The organism is Paracoccus xiamenensis, assembly GCF_011308835.1.
Taxonomy (GTDB): domain Bacteria; phylum Pseudomonadota; class Alphaproteobacteria; order Rhodobacterales; family Rhodobacteraceae; genus Paracoccus; species Paracoccus xiamenensis.
This window is the reverse complement of record NZ_JAAOHY010000001.1, coordinates 1265113-1281247: the sequence shown is the minus strand read 5'-3', so window position 1 is coordinate 1281247 and position 16135 is coordinate 1265113. Positions and strand designations below refer to the sequence as shown.

The 16135-nt window shown below is 64.8% G+C and carries 15 protein-coding genes; 2 read left to right on the top strand and 13 right to left on the bottom strand.

Annotated features, from left to right (window positions below):
• The first annotated feature begins 41 nt into the window (after positions 1–41).
• Both rnd and G7044_RS06295 read left to right on the top strand, forming a co-directional pair.
• A complete protein-coding gene (gene rnd, locus G7044_RS06300) occupies positions 42–1220 on the top strand; it encodes a ribonuclease D (protein ID WP_166327029.1) in 1179 nt (392 codons plus the stop codon).
• Entirely contained in the window at positions 1217–2182 is a 966-nt protein-coding gene (locus G7044_RS06295; protein ID WP_166327027.1) for a GNAT family N-acetyltransferase, read from the top strand. Before rnd ends, G7044_RS06295 begins: the two co-directional genes overlap by 4 nt.
• Here G7044_RS06295 and G7044_RS06290 read toward each other — a convergent pair whose 3' ends face one another.
• The 13 genes from G7044_RS06290 to G7044_RS06230 all read right to left on the bottom strand — a co-directional run bounded on the left by G7044_RS06290 (position 2183) and on the right by G7044_RS06230 (position 16001).
• The gene (locus G7044_RS06290) at positions 2183–3142 is read right to left on the bottom strand and encodes a beta-ketoacyl-ACP synthase III (protein WP_166327025.1); all 960 of its coding nucleotides are present in this window, start codon (positions 3140–3142) and stop codon (positions 2183–2185) included.
• Positions 3139–4263, bottom strand: a complete 1125-nt coding sequence (gene plsX, locus G7044_RS06285) for a phosphate acyltransferase PlsX (RefSeq protein WP_166327023.1) — start codon at positions 4261–4263, stop codon at positions 3139–3141. Before plsX ends, G7044_RS06290 begins: the two co-directional genes overlap by 4 nt.
• A gap of 21 nt (positions 4264–4284) precedes the next feature.
• A complete protein-coding gene (gene rpmF, locus G7044_RS06280; protein ID WP_166327021.1) occupies positions 4285–4491 on the bottom strand; it encodes a 50S ribosomal protein L32 in 207 nt (68 codons plus the stop codon).
• Between the two features lie 193 nt (positions 4492–4684).
• Positions 4685–5299, bottom strand: coding sequence for a molybdenum cofactor guanylyltransferase MobA (gene mobA, locus G7044_RS06275; RefSeq protein WP_166327018.1), 615 nt, complete (start codon positions 5297–5299; stop codon positions 4685–4687).
• On the bottom strand, positions 5296–6354 hold the full coding sequence (locus G7044_RS06270) for an Mrp/NBP35 family ATP-binding protein (RefSeq protein WP_166327016.1): 1059 nt from the start codon (positions 6352–6354) through the stop codon (positions 5296–5298). Before G7044_RS06270 ends, mobA begins: the two co-directional genes overlap by 4 nt.
• 7 nt (positions 6355–6361) lie before the next feature.
• A complete protein-coding gene (tpiA, locus tag G7044_RS06265; protein ID WP_166327014.1) occupies positions 6362–7093 on the bottom strand; it encodes a triose-phosphate isomerase in 732 nt (243 codons plus the stop codon).
• 50 nt (positions 7094–7143) lie between these two features.
• Complete coding sequence (locus tag G7044_RS06260; RefSeq protein ID WP_166327012.1) at positions 7144–7512, bottom strand: HesB/IscA family protein; 369 nt, start codon at positions 7510–7512, stop codon at positions 7144–7146.
• A 55-nt stretch (positions 7513–7567) separates the two neighbouring features.
• A complete protein-coding gene (purL, locus tag G7044_RS06255; RefSeq protein WP_166327010.1) occupies positions 7568–9745 on the bottom strand; it encodes a phosphoribosylformylglycinamidine synthase subunit PurL in 2178 nt (725 codons plus the stop codon).
• Positions 9746–10026: 281 nt separating this feature from the next.
• On the bottom strand, positions 10027–10575 hold the full coding sequence (locus G7044_RS06250; RefSeq protein WP_166327008.1) for a holin family protein: 549 nt from the start codon (positions 10573–10575) through the stop codon (positions 10027–10029).
• A complete protein-coding gene (locus G7044_RS06245; RefSeq protein ID WP_166327006.1) occupies positions 10566–11177 on the bottom strand; it encodes a holin-associated N-acetylmuramidase in 612 nt (203 codons plus the stop codon). Before G7044_RS06245 ends, G7044_RS06250 begins: the two co-directional genes overlap by 10 nt.
• 96 nt (positions 11178–11273) lie before the next feature.
• Positions 11274–11717: a cytochrome c maturation protein CcmE gene (ccmE, locus tag G7044_RS06240; RefSeq protein WP_166327004.1), complete on the bottom strand. Its 444-nt coding sequence runs from the start codon at positions 11715–11717 to the stop codon at positions 11274–11276.
• Positions 11718–11726: 9 nt separating this feature from the next.
• Positions 11727–12539 carry a glutamate racemase gene (gene murI, locus G7044_RS06235; protein ID WP_166327002.1) on the bottom strand — a complete coding sequence of 271 codons (813 nt, stop codon included), beginning with the start codon at positions 12537–12539 and terminating at the stop codon, positions 11727–11729.
• A 63-nt stretch (positions 12540–12602) separates the two neighbouring features.
• Positions 12603–16001: an indolepyruvate ferredoxin oxidoreductase family protein gene (locus G7044_RS06230; RefSeq protein WP_166327000.1), complete on the bottom strand. Its 3399-nt coding sequence runs from the start codon at positions 15999–16001 to the stop codon at positions 12603–12605.
• Between the last annotated feature and the right edge of the window lie 134 nt (positions 16002–16135).

Below are 16135 nucleotides of genomic sequence, written 5' to 3'. Positions count from 1 at the left end.
GATTCTTGGCGGATGACCCGCCCATTTGCAGAAAGTTACGAATGTCCCAGTTCATCACTATCACAACGACCGAAGCCCTCGCAGCGTTCTGCGAACAGGCCAAGGCGCTTCCCTATGTCACGCTCGATACCGAATTCCTGCGCGAGCGGACTTATTATTCCCGGCTTTGTCTGATCCAGATGGCGTTGCCTCCGGCCTCGGGCGCGAAATCCGAAGGCGGCCCCGCGGCGCTGATCGACCCGCTGGCCCCCGGCCTGTCGCTGGAACCGCTTTACGACCTGTTCCGCCACGAGGCGACGGTCAAGGTCTTCCACGCCGCCCGTCAGGATCTGGAAATCTTCTTTCACGATGCAGGCGTCTTCCCGGTGCCGCTGTTCGACACCCAGATCGCCGCCATGGTCTGCGGCTTTGGCGAACAGGTCGGCTATGAGACGCTGGTGCGCAAGATTGCCAAGGCCAATCTGGACAAGTCCTCGCGCTTTACCGACTGGTCGCAACGGCCGCTGTCGAAGGCGCAGCAGGATTACGCGATTGCCGATGTGACCCATCTGCGCGCCATTTATGAATGGCTGCGCGCCCAGATCGACAAGACCGGCCGAGGTCCTTGGGTCGCCGAGGAAGTGGCGATCCTGCTGGACCCGGAAACCTATATCACCCGCCCGGCCGAAGCCTGGCAGCGGGTGCGCACGCGCTCGTCCTCGCCGCGTTTCATGGCCATCGTGCGCAAGCTGGCCGAGTTCCGCGAGGAATATGCCCAGACCCGCAACGTCCCGCGCTCGCGCGTGTACAAGGATGACGCATTGGTGGAACTGGCCTCGACCAAGCCCACCACCGAGGCAGAGCTGGGCAAGTCCCGCCTGCTGCTGCGCGAGGGCCGCAAGCCCGAGATCGCGCAGGGCATCCTTGCCGCAGTCAAGGCCGGGATCGAGGATCCGAACCCGCCCCGACCGCCCAAGGACGAACCGGGCGCGCCCGGCAATGCAGCGCTTGGCGAATTGCTTCGTGTGCTTCTGAAAGCCAAGGCCGATGCGGTGGGCGTGGCGCCCAAGCTGATTGCCACCTCGGCCGATCTGGACGCGATCGCGCAGGGCGCGCGCGACCTGCCGGCGCTGCATGGCTGGCGGTCCGAGGTTTTCGGGCAGGACGCCCTGCGGCTGGCCGATGGCAAGATCGCGCTGTCGGCTTCGGGCGGCGCGGTCCGGGTGGTCGAAGTCTCGTGAGGATACGCCTGCGTCCGCCAGAATCGGGCGACGCGGAGGCAATTTATCGTGCCATGCAGGACCCGGGCACCATTGGCTGGCTGCCCAACCTGCCGATGCCCTATCTGCGTGCCGATGCCGAGGGGTTCCTGCAGGCGGCCGCGGGCGGTCCTGATCGGGTGATCGAGGCTGACGGCGCCTTTGCCGGGATGATCCGAACCGGCCCCGACCTCGGCTATTGGCTGGCGCGTGAATGCCGGGGGCGCGGGATCATGCTGCGCGCCGCGCAGGTGGCGCTGGTGACGTATTTCGCGGGGGCGGGCGAGACGGTCACCGCCAGCCATCTGGTTGACAACCTCGCCTCGCGCCGGGTTCTGCGCAGGCTGGGTTTTCGCGATATCGGCCCCGAACCGATCCCCGGACGCGGCGGGGGTGAGGGCCTACCGGGCCGGGCGATGGAACTGAATGCCAACGATTTTTCGGCTGCCCTTGCCATCCGCACCCAGCGTTGCTGCATTGACCGCCTGACCGACGCCGATCTGCCAGAGATGCACCGGATCTTCACCGCGCCAGATACCGCGCGGATGCTGCTGCGCTTCCAAGTCGGGATGCCGTTTGGCGATTTAGCCGCGATGATCCGCCCGATCATGGATCCGTTGCGCCGGCGAATGCGCATGGCGATCCGCCGCGAGGGGCGGCTGATCGGCAGTATCGGCGTCCATGATGGCGATGCGCCCTCGATCTATTACGCGCTCGCGCCAGAGGTGGCAGGGCAGGGACTTGGCAGCGAGATCGTGCCGGTCTTTTGTGACACGGTGCAGGACTGGTTCGGGCTGGAGACGCTGAAAGCCGAGGTGTTTCAGGACAACCCCGCCTCGCGTCGTATTCTGGAAAAGGCGGGCTTCGTGGTTACGGGCGAAGACAGCGTCAACTCGCTTGGGCGCGACGGGCCGGCGCCGGGATGGCTGATGCAGCGCGGCTGATTACCAGCGCAGGACCACCGCACCCCAGCTTAGGCCGCCACCAATCGCTTCGGTCACCACCACATCGCCCTCGCTGAACCGCCCGGCCTCGTCGGCCACCGACAGCGCCAGCGGGATCGACGCGGCCGAGGTATTGCCGTGATCGGCGACGGTCAGGATGACTTTTTCCATCGGCAGGTTCATGCGCTGCGCAGTGGCAGCGATGATGCGGGCATTGGCCTGATGCGGCACCAGCCAGTCGACCTGATCCGTCGTCAGTCCGGCCTTGTCGATGGCGCGATGCGCGGTGTCGGCCAGCTTTTCGACGGCGTGGCGGAACAGGATATTGCCCTGCATCCGCAGCTTGCCCGCGGTGCCGGTCGTGGCCACGCCACCATCCACATACAGAATGTCGCGGTAAGAACCGTCGCTGTTCAGGTCGGTGGCCAGAATTCCGCGCGCGCCATCCGCCGCTTCCAGCACCACGGCGCCGGCGCCGTCGCCGAACAGCACGCAGGTGCCGCGGTCTTCCCAGTCCATCAGCTTGCTGAAGGTCTCGGCGCCGATGACTAGCACCCGTTCGGCCTGACCCGACCGGATCAGACCGTCTGCATTCGCCAGCGCAAAGACGAAGCCCGCGCAGACCGCCTGAACGTCGAAGGCAAAGCCGCGCGTCATGCCCAGACCCGCCTGCACCATGGTCGCGACCGAGGGGAATGTCAGGTCAGGGGTCGAGGTGGCGACGATCACCGTGTCGATGTCATCGGCCGCAAAGCCGGCGCGATCCAGCGCCGCCTGCGCAGCCTTGATCGCCATTTGCGAGGTGGTCTCGCCCTCGGCGGCGAAATGGCGTCGCTCGATCCCGGTGCGGGCGCGGATCCATTCGTCCGAAGTGTCGATCTTGTCTTCGAACCAGCTGTTTTCCACCACGCGCGCGGGCAGGTAGCGGCCGGTGCCGCGAATGACGGCGCGGCGGATCACGAAGCCACCTCATCGGTCGAGGAGATATTGATGGCGCGGGCTTCCTCGACATTGGCGGCGGCTTCGGCGACGCGCGCCGCCAGCCGGTCCTGAAAGCCCGATTGCGCCAGCTGGAAGGCCAGCTTGATCGCTGCCGAAACGCCCGTGGCGTCGGCGGAGCCGTGCGATTTTACCACCATACCGTTCAACCCCAGAAACACACCGCCATTGACCCGGCGCGGGTCAATCCGCTTCTGCAATCGCTTCAGCGAGGTCAGTGCCAGCAGCGCGGCGAATTTCGACATGAGCGAATTGGCAAATGCTTCCTTCAGGAAGTCGCCCACCAGCTTGGCCGTGCCCTCGCCGGTTTTCAGCGCGACATTGCCGGTAAAGCCATCCGTGACGATCACATCGGCCCGGTTCGAGGGCAGGTCGCCACCTTCGACAAAGCCCACATATTCGAAATTCCCGGTCTCCTGCGCGGCCTGGATCAGTTCATGCGCCTGACGCAGCTCTGCCCGGCCCTTGTGTTCCTCGGTGCCGACATTCAGCAGGCCGACGCGGGGGCGCGCCAGATCCAGACCGTTGCGGGCATAGGCCGCGCCCATCAGCGCATATTGCAGCAGATCGGGGGCATCGGCGCGGATATCGGCGCCGCAATCCAGCATGACGTTGAAGCCCTGCGCATTTCGCGAGGGCCACAGGCAGGCGATCGCCGGACGGTTCACGCCGGGCAGCTTGCGCAGCCGGATCATCGACAGCGCCATCAGCGCGCCGGTATTGCCGCAGGACACCGCAATCGACGCCTCGCCATTGCGGACCGATTCGACCGCCGACAGCATCGAGGTGCCCTGCGCGTTGCGGATCACCTGGCCGGGCTTGTCATTCATTGTGACAACGCCCTGCGCATCGCGAATCTCGCAACGTTCGGCCAGCCCGCGCTTGCGCGCAATCAGCTTCGACAGCTCGGCCTCGGGGCCATGAACGACAAAGCGGATATCCGGGTTCTTTTCGGCGCTTTGGGCCATTCCCGCTATGACGGCGACGGGGCCGCTATCGCCGCCCATCGCGTCAACGGAAATGACCACGCTGCCCCCTTGCGCGGGGCGACGTGGTGCTTCGGTGTCCGCCGTCTGCGTCATGCAGTTACGCTACGCCGCCGATCAGGCCGCGTCGTCGTCCAGGTCGATCTCGGTCGACTGCGCGACAACTTCGCGATCAGCGTAATGGCCGCAGGACGGGCACACGTGATGCGGACGCTTCAGTTCGCCGCACGAGGGGCATTCATTGGGGTTTGCCGCCGAAAGGGCGTCATGCGCGCGGCGCATGTTACGCTTCGAACGGGTCACGCGGTTCTGAGGGACAGCCATGTCACAACCTCGGGTCTGGGGCCGCGCGATCCATGCGGGGCCGGTGTCGAAAATAGATCAGAGCCGCGCCAATAGGCGACAACCGCACCGGAAGCAAGTGAAAACCTGTCGGCAGATTGAGGCCCGAGCGCGCGGCTCGCGAAGCCCGGAACATAGCGATCTTGCGCAGCAATGCAAGGGTCGATCGGCGAAATCAGCGGGCCGTGTCCGACAGGCCCCGCAGCAGGGTGGTGGCGCGGGTCAGATCGTCCGGGGTGTTGATGTTAAAGAAGGGTTCTGCGCCCTGAAACAACGCCGTGCCAGCCTGATATGCGGCCGCCCATTGCCGTACCCGGCGCTGCCCATGGGTCAAGGCTGCCCGCAGATCCTCGCGCAGGGCCGTGGGCCACAGACCGAAGGTCGGGTGCAGCCGCGCCGCGCCCTGATCCAGATCAGCCGCCAGCGCAAGGCCCCGCGGTCCCGCCGCCGCTTGCAGCCCGGTGGCCAGATCGTCGGGTGGGAAGGGGGTGTCCCCGGCCGCCGTCAGCACGGCGTCGAAACCCAGTCCCGCCGCCCAGTCCATCGCCGCCAGCACGCCGGCCAGCGGACCGGGATGATCGGGCAGGGAATCGGCCAGCACCGGCAGGCCAAAGCGTTCGAAGCGCGCGGGATCGCCATTGGCGCTGATCGCCAGCGGGCTTGCCTGCGGGGCCAGCCGCGCGATCACATGGGCCAGCATGGGCCGGTCGCCAAGTGTCAGCAGCACCTTGTCGCCGCCACCCATGCGGCTGGATTGCCCGCCCGCAAGGATGACGGCGGGAAGCCTCATGCGATGCCGGCGGTGACCAGCCCGCGCGCGAGCTTGCGGAACGCGCCCGAGGACGCGCTGTCGGGGTTCGATACCACGACGGGGGTGCCGGCATCGCCCGCAACGCGCACGTCCAACTCCAACGGCAATTCGCCCAGCAGCGGCACGCCCAGCTTTTCGGCCTCGGCGGCGACGCCGCCATGGCCGAAGATATGCTCGGCATGGCCGCAATTGGTGCAGACATGGACGGCCATATTCTCGATCAGTCCCAGAATGGGCACGTTCAGCCGCTTGAACATGTCGATGCCCTTGCGCGCGTCCAGAAGCGCGATGTCCTGCGGGGTCGATACCATGATCGCGCCGTCGACATGGGCCTTTTGCGACAGCGACAGCTGCACGTCCCCAGTGCCCGGCGGCAGGTCGATGATCAGGCAGTCAAGCGCGCCCCACTGCACCTGAAACAGCATCTGCTGCAACGCGCCCATCAGCATCGGACCGCGCCAGATGATCGCCTCGTCTTCCTTGGTCAGCAGACCCAGTGACATCAGCTTCACCCCGTGGCTTTCCAGCGGGATGATGGTCTTGCCGTCGGGGCTGGCCGGGCGACCCGTCACCCCCATCATGCGCGGCTGGCTGGGGCCATAGACATCGGCGTCCAGCAGGCCGACGCTGCGGCCCTCGGCGGCAAGTGCCGCGGCGAGGTTCGCGGCCACGGTCGACTTTCCAACCCCGCCCTTGCCCGAGGCGATGGCGATGACATGGCGCACGCCGGGAACGGCCTCCGGTGCGTTCGGGCTTTTGGCCTTGGGCTTCAGATCGGGCGGCGCCTTGTCGCTATGCGCGGTCAGCACGCCCATGACCTTGCCCGCGCCGGGCAGGGCGCGGATGGCGGCCTCGGCCTGCGTAAGGGCTGCCTCCATCACCTGTGCATGGGCAGGGTCGATTTCCATCACGAAACGGACATCGCCATTCGGCTCGACGGTGATGGCGCGGGCGATCCCGGCATCGACCAGATTGCCCATCGGGGTGGCGACGCCGCGCAGGGCGGCGGTGACGGCTTCCTTGGTCAGGCTCATGTTTTCCTCAGGCGCGGGATAGCGCGTCGATGATAGGGTTGAAGTCGCTGGCCTTCAGGCTGGCCCCGCCGACAAGCGCGCCGTTCACATGCGGAACGGCGAAGATCTCTGCCGCATTGCCGGGCTTGACGCTGCCGCCGTAAAGCAGGCTGAAATCGGCGCCATCGGCAAAGCGCGCGGCCAGCTTGTCGCGGATCAGGGCGTGGACCTCGGCGATCTGGTCGGTGGTGGGGGTGCGGCCGGTGCCAATGGCCCAGACTGGTTCATAGGCGACCACGGTATTGGCGGCGGTCGACCCATCGGGAACAGAACCCGCCAGCTGGGTGGCAATCACGTCCAGCGTATCGCCGGCGTCGCGCTGCGCCTCGGTTTCGCCGACGCAGACAATGGCGACAAGGCCCGCGTGATGGGCCGCCTGCGTCTTGGCGGCAACGATGGCGTCGGTTTCGCCGTGATCGGCGCGGCGTTCGGAATGGCCGGTGATGACATGGCTTGCGCCCGCATCCTTCAGCATAGGGGCCGAAATATCGCCTGTATGCGCGCCCGAGGCGTTCGCATGGCAATCCTGCGCGCCGATCTGGACCGCGCCCGCCCGGCCAGCGGCCAACGAGATCAGCGTGAAGGGCGGGCAGATCAGCACCTCGCAGCCTTCACCCGCGCCAAGCTGGTCAAGCTCGCTCAGCGAGGTTTTCACCCCGTTCATCTTCCAGTTTCCAGCGGCGATCTTTTTCGGGGCCATGACATCCTCCTGTCGGTTCGTGACGGGGATAGGCCCGCGAGGCCCGGTATTCAAGCGTCGGGAGTGTCGCGGTCCAGCTTGAAGGACACGGATTCACCGCAACCGCAGGCATCGGTGACATTCGGATTGCGGAACTTGAAACCCGATTCCAGCAGCCCGGTTTCATAGTCGATCTGAGTGCCGAACAGGAACATCTGCGCGGTGGGGGCAATCAGGATGCGCGCGCCGTTCTGTTCCACGACCTCATCCGTCGCATCGGCGGCAGGCACCAGGTCCATGGTATATTCCATGCCCGCGCAGCCGCCCTTCTTCAGCCCGATCTTCAGGCCGTAGGCGTCCTTGCCGGCCATCAGCCGGGAAATCTGGCGTTCGGCCGCGGGGGTAATGGTGACCGGGGCCTGTCCGGGGATCGAGAACATGGCTTAACCTCTGTTGCGCATCCGTAATTTAGGATGCGCAACCCGTTTTCTCAAGTCAGCCCAGCGGCGTTTCACCGTGAATCGCGTTCGAGAAGGCCCGGCGATACAGATCCGACAGCTCGGCCAGGTCGCCCGCGTCATCGCCCATCTGCACGGCCATGCCGCCGAACTGGCCGACTTCGCTGGCCGGGACGCCGGCAGCCTCTGCCGCTTTCAGCAGCGCTTCGGCCTGTGCGGGCGAACATGCGACCAGATAGCGGGCCTGATCCTCGCCGAACAATTGGGCGATGTCGCCGCTGTCCAGCCGCAGGCCGATGCCCGCGCCTTCGGCCATCTCGAACGCCGCCAGAGCAAGACCGCCATCCGACAGATCGGTTGCCGCGCGCAGATGCTGGCGGTTGTCGCGCAGAAACTCGCCATGCTTGCGCTCGGCCGCCAGATCGACATGCGGCGCATCGCCGGCTTCGATCCCGAAAGCCTCGGCTGCCAACGCGGACTGGCCCAGATGGCCGTCGGTTGCGCCGATCACGATGGCCAGATCGCCGTCTTCAGGCAGGCCGGCGATCAGCTGGTCCAGATTGGGCAGCAGCCCCACCGCGCCGATGGTCGGCGTGGGCAGGATGCCCTGACCGTCGGTTTCGTTATACAGCGACACATTGCCCGACACGATCGGCATATCCAGCGCTGCCACAGCCTCGCCGATGCCTTTGATGGCGCCAACGAACTGGCCCATGATCTCGGGCTTTTCGGGGTTGCCGAAATTCAGGTTGTCGGTCGTGGCCAAGGGCAGGGCGCCGCAGGCGGTGAGGTTGCGATAGGCTTCGGCCACCGCCTGCTTGCCGCCTTCGAACGGGTTCGCCTTGACATAGCGCGGGGTCACGTCGCTGGTGAAGGCAAGCGCCTTTTCGGTGCCATGCACCCGCACCACGCCCGCGCCCAGACCGGGGCGGCGCACGGTGTCGGCGCCGACCTGGCTGTCATATTGTTCCCAGACCCAGGCCTTGTGTGCATAGCTGGGGCTGCCGATCAGCGCCCGCAGAGCCTGCACAGGTGTGATCGCGGGCAGGGCGGGCATGTCGCCCGCCGCCGGGGTCTCGATCCAAGGGCGGTCATATTCAGGCGCGCTCGACGACAGTTTCGACAGCGGCAGGTCGGCCATCACCTCATTGCCGTGCAGGATCAGGAAACGGTCCTCGGCGATGGTCTCGCCCACGATGGCGAAATCGAGATCCCACTTTTCGAAGATCGCCCGCGCCTCGGCCTCGCGTTCGGGCTTCAGCACCATCAGCATGCGCTCCTGCGATTCCGACAGCATCATTTCGTATGCGGTCATGTTGGTTTCGCGCTGCGGCACCGCGTCGAGGTTCAGCTGGATACCCAAGCCGCCCTTGTCGCCCATCTCGACCGCCGAACAGGTCAGCCCGGCTGCGCCCATATCCTGAATCGAGATCACGCTGTCGGTCGCCATCAGCTCCAGACAGGCTTCCAGCAGGCATTTTTCGGTGAAGGGGTCGCCGACCTGAACGGTGGGGCGCTTTTCCTCGATCGTGTCGTCGAATTCGGCGCTTGCCATGGTCGCACCGCCGACGCCGTCGCGACCGGTCTTGGCGCCCAGATAGACGACCGGCATGCCGATGCCCGAAGCGGCCGAGTAGAAAATCTTGTCCGCATCGGCCAGACCCGCCGCAAAGGCGTTGACCAGACAGTTGCCGTCATAGGCGCGGTGGAAACGCACCTCGCCGCCGACATTCGGCACCCCGAACGCGTTTCCGTAAGCGCCGATGCCGTCGACCACGCCCTTGACCAGATGCGCGGTCTTGGGGTGTTCGGGGCGACCGAAGCTCAGCGAATCCATCGCCGCGATCGGGCGCGCGCCCATGGTGAAGACGTCGCGCAGAATGCCGCCAACGCCGGTCGCAGCACCCTGATGGGGTTCGATATACGAAGGGTGGTTGTGGCTTTCCATCTTGAAGACCACGGCCTGCCCATCGCCGATATCGACGACGCCCGCATTCTCGCCGGGGCCGCAGATGACCTGCGGGCCGGTGGTGGGCAGGGTGCGCAGCCATTTCTTCGAGGACTTGTAGGAACAATGCTCGTTCCACATGGCACTGAAGATGCCAAGCTCGGTGAATGTCGGCTCGCGTCCGATGATGTCGAGAATGCGCTGGTATTCGTCGGGCTTCAGCCCATGCGCCGCGATCAGATCCGTGGTGATCTCCGGTTCGTTCATGGCCGTCCCTCAAGCTTTGGCATGGTGCGCTATGGTGTGATGCGCCGCCTTTTAGGCGCAGAGCGCCGCAAGGGAAAGGGGCAGGGACGATCCCGCAGAGCAAAAAAAAAGCCGGGCATGACGCCCGGCCTAAGTCCAACAGGGAGGTGAAGGTTATGAGAGTTGCCTCTATCATCGCCTTCACCGCTCGATTTAGGGGCAGGGTGCCGCCCATTCAAGCGTTAACTTGCTGCAATGGCAGCATAGCCGATATGCGCGCAGGGCATGGCGAACCACATGGTTTACGTAGCGGCATTTTTCTGGCTCGCCCGCCAATCCTGCAGTGCAGCGTTACCGTCGAAACCTTCCTCTTCGGTTATGCGGGAAGGGGCGGACGTGGGTGCAGTCATGTCCGAGGCCGGCAGGACGGATTTCTCGATCCGCCGGGGGAAGGTGCGGCTGCGGAAGTAATGCGCCTCGCGCGCGCCGAAATAAAACGACACGATGGCGCCCAGCAGCCACCACAGCGGCTCGGGCACGGTTTGCAGTCCGACCATGCGCTGCGAAAAGCCGGCGGGTTCCACCATGGCATAGACGAACAGCCCCAGCGTCCCCAGCGTCAGTAAGGGGCGGGGCAGGCGATTCAATCCGTTCATCAGATCGTCGAACCAGCCCCGACGGTCGGAGCCAAACTCTGCCGACAGTTGGGTGATGGCATGGCCATAGGCCTCTTCGTCCAGTTCCATCCGGCGCGTGGCGTTTTCGCGGAAGATCTCGGTCACGTTGGTGGCGGCGTTGCCGATGGTCTGCGCAGCCGTGCCCACGCCGATAAAGCGGTCGATCATGCCCATTTCGCTGTCCTTTCGCGGTGCTGGCTGGCGGTGAGGTGGTATTTCGGGGCGATGAAGGCCTCGGCCCGGGTGATCCAGCCGCCTTTGCCGCCGGCGCGGGTGGTGGCGTATTTGCGGCTGGCGGGCCGGGCGTCGGCGATGGCGTAATAGTAGTTGCGCCGCTCGATCCCATAGGCATCGGCGATGTGGCGCGGTGCGGACTTTGCGGCGGCTGTTGCGGCGGCTATGGTGCGCGGGCCGATCACCCCGTCATCGCTGGCCGGAAAACCCATCCGCGTCAGCAGGCGTTGCAGGATCTTCACCGCATTCGCGCCGGCATTCACATACATGTCGAAGACGCTGGCATGCAGCGCCGCAGGCAGGCGTTCGACGCCGGGGCGGCGGAAGTAATGTTCCTTGAACACCGCCGTCGCCTGGGCGCGGGTCAGCGCCTTCACGTCTGACACATTGACCCGGCCATCGCGGTTCAGGTCCAGCCCAAGCCGCTGCATGGTGCCGATGGTGACGCCGTATTTCGTCGCCCCGCCCGGATCGTCGGGGTCATTCACATAACCACCTTCACGCGCCACGATCTCGGCGGCGATTTCATCCACGGATCTCATCCCGTCCCCCTTTTCACAATGAAATGGGGACAAGGCTGCTTCAGCCGCGTTAACCTGTCGTTAACCCTGCGCGCGTTGCGTCAGCTTGCAGGGGCGTCAGCTTGCCGGGCCTTCATAGACGCCGGCTTCCTTCAGCGAATCCTCGACCTCGCGCGGCATGTAATTCTCGTCATGCTTGGCGAGGATTTCGCTGGCCACGAAGGTGTCGCCCTCCATCGTGCCGGTGCCGATCATGCCCTGACCTTCCTGGAACAGGTCGGGCAGAACGCCGGTAAAGCGCACGGGAACGTTATGCGCGCCGTCGGTCACGGTGAAGCTGATTGTCTCACCCGCGCCGCGGATCAAGCTGCCATCTTCGACCAATCCGCCAAGCCGGAATACCTCGCCGGCCGAGGGCGGTTCCTCGAAGACCTGCGTGGGTGCGCGATACAGGTTGATGCCATCCCGAAAGCCATAGCCGATCAGCACGGCGGCCAGCGCGAGGGCGACTGATGCGGCAATGATGATTTGAATTCTACGCTGTTTTTTCAGTGACTTCACGTCGATACCTCAGGCAGATTCGAAGCTGATCCTCTGGCGCAGGAACTGCGTCGCCTTGGATGACACGCGGGCCGGATCGCCCGTGGTCAGGAACTTGGATTCAGTGCCGCTGCCCAGAAATTCCGGGCGGCGTTGCAGATAGTCGGCAAGGCTTTCGGCGACCAGATTGGCCTGGCTGAACACCTGCACCTGCGGGCCGAGCGCCTTCTGAAACTCTTCCTGCATCAGCGGGTAATGGGTGCAGCCAAGGATCGCAGCCTCGGGATGCGGCATTCGGCGCTTCAGCGCCTCGACATGGCTGGTGACCAGGGCTTCGGCAAGGATCTCGTCACCCTCCTCAATCGCATCGACCACGCCGCCGCAGGGCTGTGCCTCGACATCGACACCGATGGCGCGGAAGGCCAGTTCACGCTGAAAGGCGCGGCTGGCGACAGTGGCGGGGGTGGCAAACAGGGCGACATGCTTGACCGCAACCTCGCGGGGGGGCGAGTTGTCACCCCATTGCCGTTCGGTCAGCGCCTCGATCAATGGAACAAATACGCCTAGTACGCGCTTGTTTTCAGGGACGAATTTTTCCTGCATGCGGCGCAGGGCCGCGGCGGATGCGGTGTTGCAGGCAAGGATGACAAGATCGCAGCCCTCGTCCCACAGGCGCTGCGTGGCGGCACAGGTCAGGTCATAGATGTCATCGGACGTGCGAACGCCGTACGGGGCGTGCAGGTTGTCGCCGAAATAGACCAGCGGCAAATCGGGCAGGCGGTCGCGGATCGCCTTGTAGACGGTCAGCCCGCCCAGTCCTGAATCGAAAACTCCAACAGCCATGCGCGCCTCCGTCAGCCTGGATGGCGACATATGCCGCCATCCGGTGAAAGTCCATGACAGAGGTCATTCTGCCGCATGCGCCATCGGCGCGCCACCATCGGCAAAAGCGGCCAACAGCTCGGCCCGGCGCTTGGCGGCGGCCTCGGCGGCCTTGTCCTTGATCAGACCGTAGCCCTTCACCGACAGCGGCAGACGGGCCAGTTCGCGCAGGATTTCGACCGTCGCCGGGGTGACTTGCGGCAGAAGGCTGCGCATGTCGTCCTCGAACTGGGTGATGGCGGCGCGTTCGGCGCGGCGTTCTGCCAGCCAGCCGAAGGGATCAAAGGCAGTGCCCCGCAGGCGCTTCATCTTCGCCAACTGCCGGAAGACCGGCAGGATCCACGGCCCGAATTCGCGCTTCTTCGGCCGACCATCGGCATCGCGGCCCGGCAGGATCGGCGGCGCGAGATGGAAGGACAGCCGGGTTTCCCCGTCGAAGTCGCGCGCCACGCCTTCAGCGGTTTTCAGATGCAGGCGGGCGACTTCGTATTCGTCCTTGTAGGCCAGCAGCTTGAAATAGCCCTCGGCCACGTCCTCTCGCAGATCCTCGGGCGCTTGCGCCACCAGGTCGCGGAAGCGCTGCGCATAGGCCTCGTCCTGATAATCCACCAGGAAATCGGCGCGATAGCTGACCGGATCGGGGCGGATCGCCTGAACGGGTGCGGTGGCGCGGGCCACGGCCTCGGGGTCGGTCATCGCCCAGCGACCGATCTGGAAGGCGCGCTGGTTTTCGGCGACCTTTGCCCCGTTCAACTCGATCGCGGTCAGGATCGCCTGCTCGGTCAGCGGGATCAGCCCCTGCTGCCACGCAGCCCCCAGCACAAGCATGTTCGAATAGATCGAATCGCCCAGTGCCGTCTGCGCCAGCTTGTTGGCGTCGAAGAAGGCCACCTTGTCGCCAAGCCGCGCCTGCAGTGACACCTTCAGCCGGTCGGCCGGAACCTGGAAATCGCGGTTCTTGGTGAATTCGCCGGTGATGATCTCGTGATCGTTGACCACAGCGCCGGTGCGGCCATTGGTCATCAGACCGATGGTCTTGGCGCCAGCGGTCACCACCAGATCACCGCCGATGATGCAATCGGCCTCGCCCACGGCGACGCGGATGGCGCTGATGTCTTCGGGGCGGTTGGCCAGACGCAGGTGGATATGGACCGCGCCGCCTTTTTGGGCGAGACCGGCCATCTCCATCATCCCCGCACCCTTGCCGTCCATATGGGCAGCCTGTGCCAGCACCGCGCCGATGGTCACCACGCCAGTGCCGCCAACGCCCGTGATCACAAGATTATGAGTGCCGTCGATTGCCGGCAGGGTAGGCGCGGGCAGGTCGGGCAGGTCCATTGCCGCCGCCTTGGGCTTTTTCAGCTTGCCGCCCTGAACCGAGACGAAGCTGGGACAGAAGCCGTTCACGCAGGAGTAATCCTTGTTGCAGCTGGACTGTTCGATCTGACGCTTGCGGCCCAGTTCCGTGTCCAGCGGCACGACGGAAACGCAGTTCGACTGCACCCCGCAATCGCCGCAGCCCTCGCAGACCTCGGGGTTGATCCAGATGCGGCGATCCGGGTCAGGAAACTGGCCCTTCTTGCGGCGGCGGCGTTTTTCGGCCGCGCAGGTCTGGATATACAGGATGGCCGAGGTGCCGCCCAGTTCGGACAGCTCTTTCTGGACCGCCATCATCTTGTCGCGGGTTTCGGTGCGCAGCCCGTTGAACTGCGCCGGATCGACGTCTTCCTTGTCGTCATAGACCACGACCACCGGGTCCACGCCCATCGAGGTCAGTTCCCGCGCGATCTGCGGCGCGGTCAGCCCGCCCTCGATCGGCTGGCCGCCGGTCATGGCGACGGCATCGTTGAACAGGACCTTATAGGTGATGTTGGTATTGGTTTCGACCGCGTGGCGGATCGCCAGACTGCCGGAATGGTTATAGGTTCCGTCGCCAAGATTTTGAAAAACATGCTTTCTTTTTGAAAATGGAGCCTCGCCCGCCCAGTTCGCGCCTTCGCCGCCCATCTGGGTGAAGCCGGTGGTTTCGCGGTCCATCCACTGCACCATATAGTGGCAGCCGATGCCAGCATAGGCGCGGCTGCCCTCTGGCACCTTGGTCGAGCTGTTATGCGGGCAGCCCGAACAGAACCACGGCGTACGGACGGCGATTTCGGGGGCGTTATCGGCGCGGCGCGCGGCGGTCAGCTTGTCCAGACCCGCGCGGATGCCTTCGGTGCCGCGGCCTTCCTCGATCAGGATGCCGCCCAGTTTCTCGGCGATCATCACCGGATCCAGCGCATATCGGGTCGGGAAGACCTCCTCGCCGGTGCGGTCGTGTTTCCAGCCGATGACGCGGCGGCCATGGCGGTTGTCGAAGATGGCTTCCTTGACCTGCACCTCGATCAGCTTGCGCTTTTCCTCGATGACGACGACGAGATCCAACGGCTCGGACCATTCCTGGAAGGTCTTCATGTCCATCGGGAAGGGCTGGCCGATCTTGTAGGTCGAGATACCCAGCCGATCGGCCTCTGTCTCGTCAATGCCCAGCAGGGCAAGGGCATGGACCAGATCCAGCCAGTTCTTGCCGGCGGCGACGAAACCGATCTTGGCGCCGGGCTTGCCCCAGACCTTGCGGTCCATGCGGTTTGCCCGCGAAAACGCCTCGGCCGCGAAGCGCTTATAGTCGATCATGCGGGCTTCCTGCACGACCGGCGTGTCGCCCACGCGGATGTTCAGCCCGCCTTCGGGCATGGCGAATTCGGGCGTCACGAAGTTCAGTCGGAAGGGATCGCCATTCACGACCGAGGTCACCTCGACCGTATCCTTCATCGTCTTCAGCCCCGTCCAGACGCCGGCAAAGCGTGACAAAGCAAAGGCATAGAGGCCATAGTCCAGAATTTCCTGTACGCCTGCAGGCGAAATGACCGGGATATAGGCGTCGACCATGGCCCAGTCGGACTGGTGCAGCACGGTCGAGGATTCGCCGGTATGGTCATCGCCCATCGCCATGACCACGCCCCCGAATTTCGACGAGCCGGCCATGTTTCCGTGGCGCATGACGTCGCCCGAGCGGTCGATGCCGGGGCCCTTGCCGTACCACAGCGCATAGACGCCGTCATATTTGCCCTCGCCGCGCATCTCGGCCTGCTGGCTGCCCCAGATGGCCGTTGCGGCCAGGTCCTCGTTCAGTCCGGCCTGGAACAGGATGTCATTCTGCTTCAGCAGCTTGTCGGCTTTCATCATCGCCAGATCGACGCCGCCCAGTGGACTGCCGCGATAGCCGGTGACGAAGCCCGCCGTGTTCAGTCCGGCCTGTTCGTCGCGTGCATGCTGCATCAGCATCAGCCGCACCAGCGCCTGCGTACCGTTCAGCAGCACATGAGATTTCGACAGATCAAAACGATCCGCCAGTGAAAACGCCTGTTCCTGAGGAACCCCCATCTAGCCCTCCTGCTCGTGGTGGTGTGGGTCAGTATATGTCAGCAATGCTGACCCACAAAGCAAAATCTGTTCTTTCTCACATGTTGCTCAAAGCGGCCTTCCGGCGTAAGGGTTGCACAAATTGCAAGGCACAT

Coding starts and splice junctions, on each gene's coding strand:
- plsX (WP_166327023.1), bottom strand. CDS start 4,263: ATGACGCAGACGGCGGACACCGAAGCACCACGTCGCCCCGCGCAAGGG.
- rpmF (WP_166327021.1), bottom strand. CDS start 4,491: ATGGCTGTCCCTCAGAACCGCGTGACCCGTTCGAAGCGTAACATGCGC.
- tpiA (WP_166327014.1), bottom strand. CDS start 7,093: ATGGCCCCGAAAAAGATCGCCGCTGGAAACTGGAAGATGAACGGGGTG.
- rnd (WP_166327029.1), top strand. CDS start 42: ATGTCCCAGTTCATCACTATCACAACGACCGAAGCCCTCGCAGCGTTC.
- murI (WP_166327002.1), bottom strand. CDS start 12,539: ATGGCTGTTGGAGTTTTCGATTCAGGACTGGGCGGGCTGACCGTCTAC.
- G7044_RS06230 (WP_166327000.1), bottom strand. CDS start 16,001: ATGGGGGTTCCTCAGGAACAGGCGTTTTCACTGGCGGATCGTTTTGAT.
- G7044_RS06245 (WP_166327006.1), bottom strand. CDS start 11,177: ATGAGATCCGTGGATGAAATCGCCGCCGAGATCGTGGCGCGTGAAGGT.
- purL (WP_166327010.1), bottom strand. CDS start 9,745: ATGAACGAACCGGAGATCACCACGGATCTGATCGCGGCGCATGGGCTG.
- G7044_RS06260 (WP_166327012.1), bottom strand. CDS start 7,512: ATGTTCTCGATCCCCGGACAGGCCCCGGTCACCATTACCCCCGCGGCC.
- G7044_RS06250 (WP_166327008.1), bottom strand. CDS start 10,575: ATGGGCATGATCGACCGCTTTATCGGCGTGGGCACGGCTGCGCAGACC.
- G7044_RS06270 (WP_166327016.1), bottom strand. CDS start 6,354: ATGAGCCTGACCAAGGAAGCCGTCACCGCCGCCCTGCGCGGCGTCGCC.
- mobA (WP_166327018.1), bottom strand. CDS start 5,299: ATGAGGCTTCCCGCCGTCATCCTTGCGGGCGGGCAATCCAGCCGCATG.